The following is a 937-nucleotide window of genomic DNA, read 5'->3' as shown; positions in this document are numbered from 1 at the left end:
GGAGCGGCCTTTGTGGTTGGGGTCGGTGAAGTCGAATATCGGTCATACGCAGGCTGCGGCGGGTATGGCGGGCCTGATCAAGATGGTCATGGCGATGCACCACGGCGTCATGCCCAGGACCCTGCACGCCGACGAGCCCACCACGGAAGTCGACTGGTCCAGCGGCTCGGTGGAATTGCTCCGGGAACAGCGCGAATGGCCCGGGAACGCCGATCGGCCGCGCCGGGCGGGCATTTCGGCCTTCGGTATCTCCGGCACCAACGTGCACGTCGTCCTCGAAGAGGCCCCCGCGCCGGACAGCCCGCCGAGCGGCGCACCCACCGCCGTGGTCGGCGGGCCCGCGCCCTGGGTGGTCTCCGGTGCGTCCGCCGAGGGCCTGCGGGCGCAGGCCGGGAGGCTGGCGGACTTCGCGGAGCGGGCGCAGGCCGGTGCGGTGGACGTGGGCTGGTCGCTGGTGGCCGGGCGGGCGGTGCTGGAGCACCGTGCGGTGGTGGTCGGCGGCGACGCCGGTCAGCTCCTGGCAGGCCTGCGGTCGCTGGCCGACGGCACGCCCTCGGCGGCCGTGGTGGAGGGCGAGCCCCTTCCCGTCGGACCCGGCCCCGTGCTGGTGTTCCCGGGGCAGGGTGGGCAGTGGCGGGGGATGGGGGCCGAACTCCTGGATGTCTCGCCGGTGTTCGCGGCGCGGGTGGCGGAGTGCGGGCGGGCGCTCGCGCCGTACGTGGAGTGGTCGCTGGAGGATGTGCTGCGGGGGGTGGATCCCGGGGTGGACGTGGACCGGGTGGACGTCGTGCAGCCCGCGCTGTGGGCGGTCATGGTCTCGTTGGCTGCGGTGTGGGAGTCGTACGGGGTGCGTCCGGCTGCCGTGGTGGGCCACTCGCAGGGCGAGATCGCCGCGGCCGTGGTCGCGGGCGCGCTCACCCTCGCCGACGGCGCCCGC

At 74.6% G+C, this 937-nt stretch carries 1 protein-coding gene; it reads left to right on the top strand.

Annotated elements, in window-relative coordinates:
• On the top strand, positions 1 to 937 hold a 937-nt coding region (locus tag IH54_RS0138670; RefSeq protein WP_043183637.1), incomplete at both ends, for an acyltransferase domain-containing protein.

The sequence above is a fragment of the Streptomyces sp. NRRL F-5123 genome, from assembly GCF_000721495.1.
Classification (GTDB): Bacteria; Actinomycetota; Actinomycetes; order Streptomycetales; family Streptomycetaceae; genus Actinacidiphila.
Note: the sequence above shows the minus strand (reverse complement) of the source record. Positions and strands in the feature narration are given on the sequence as shown.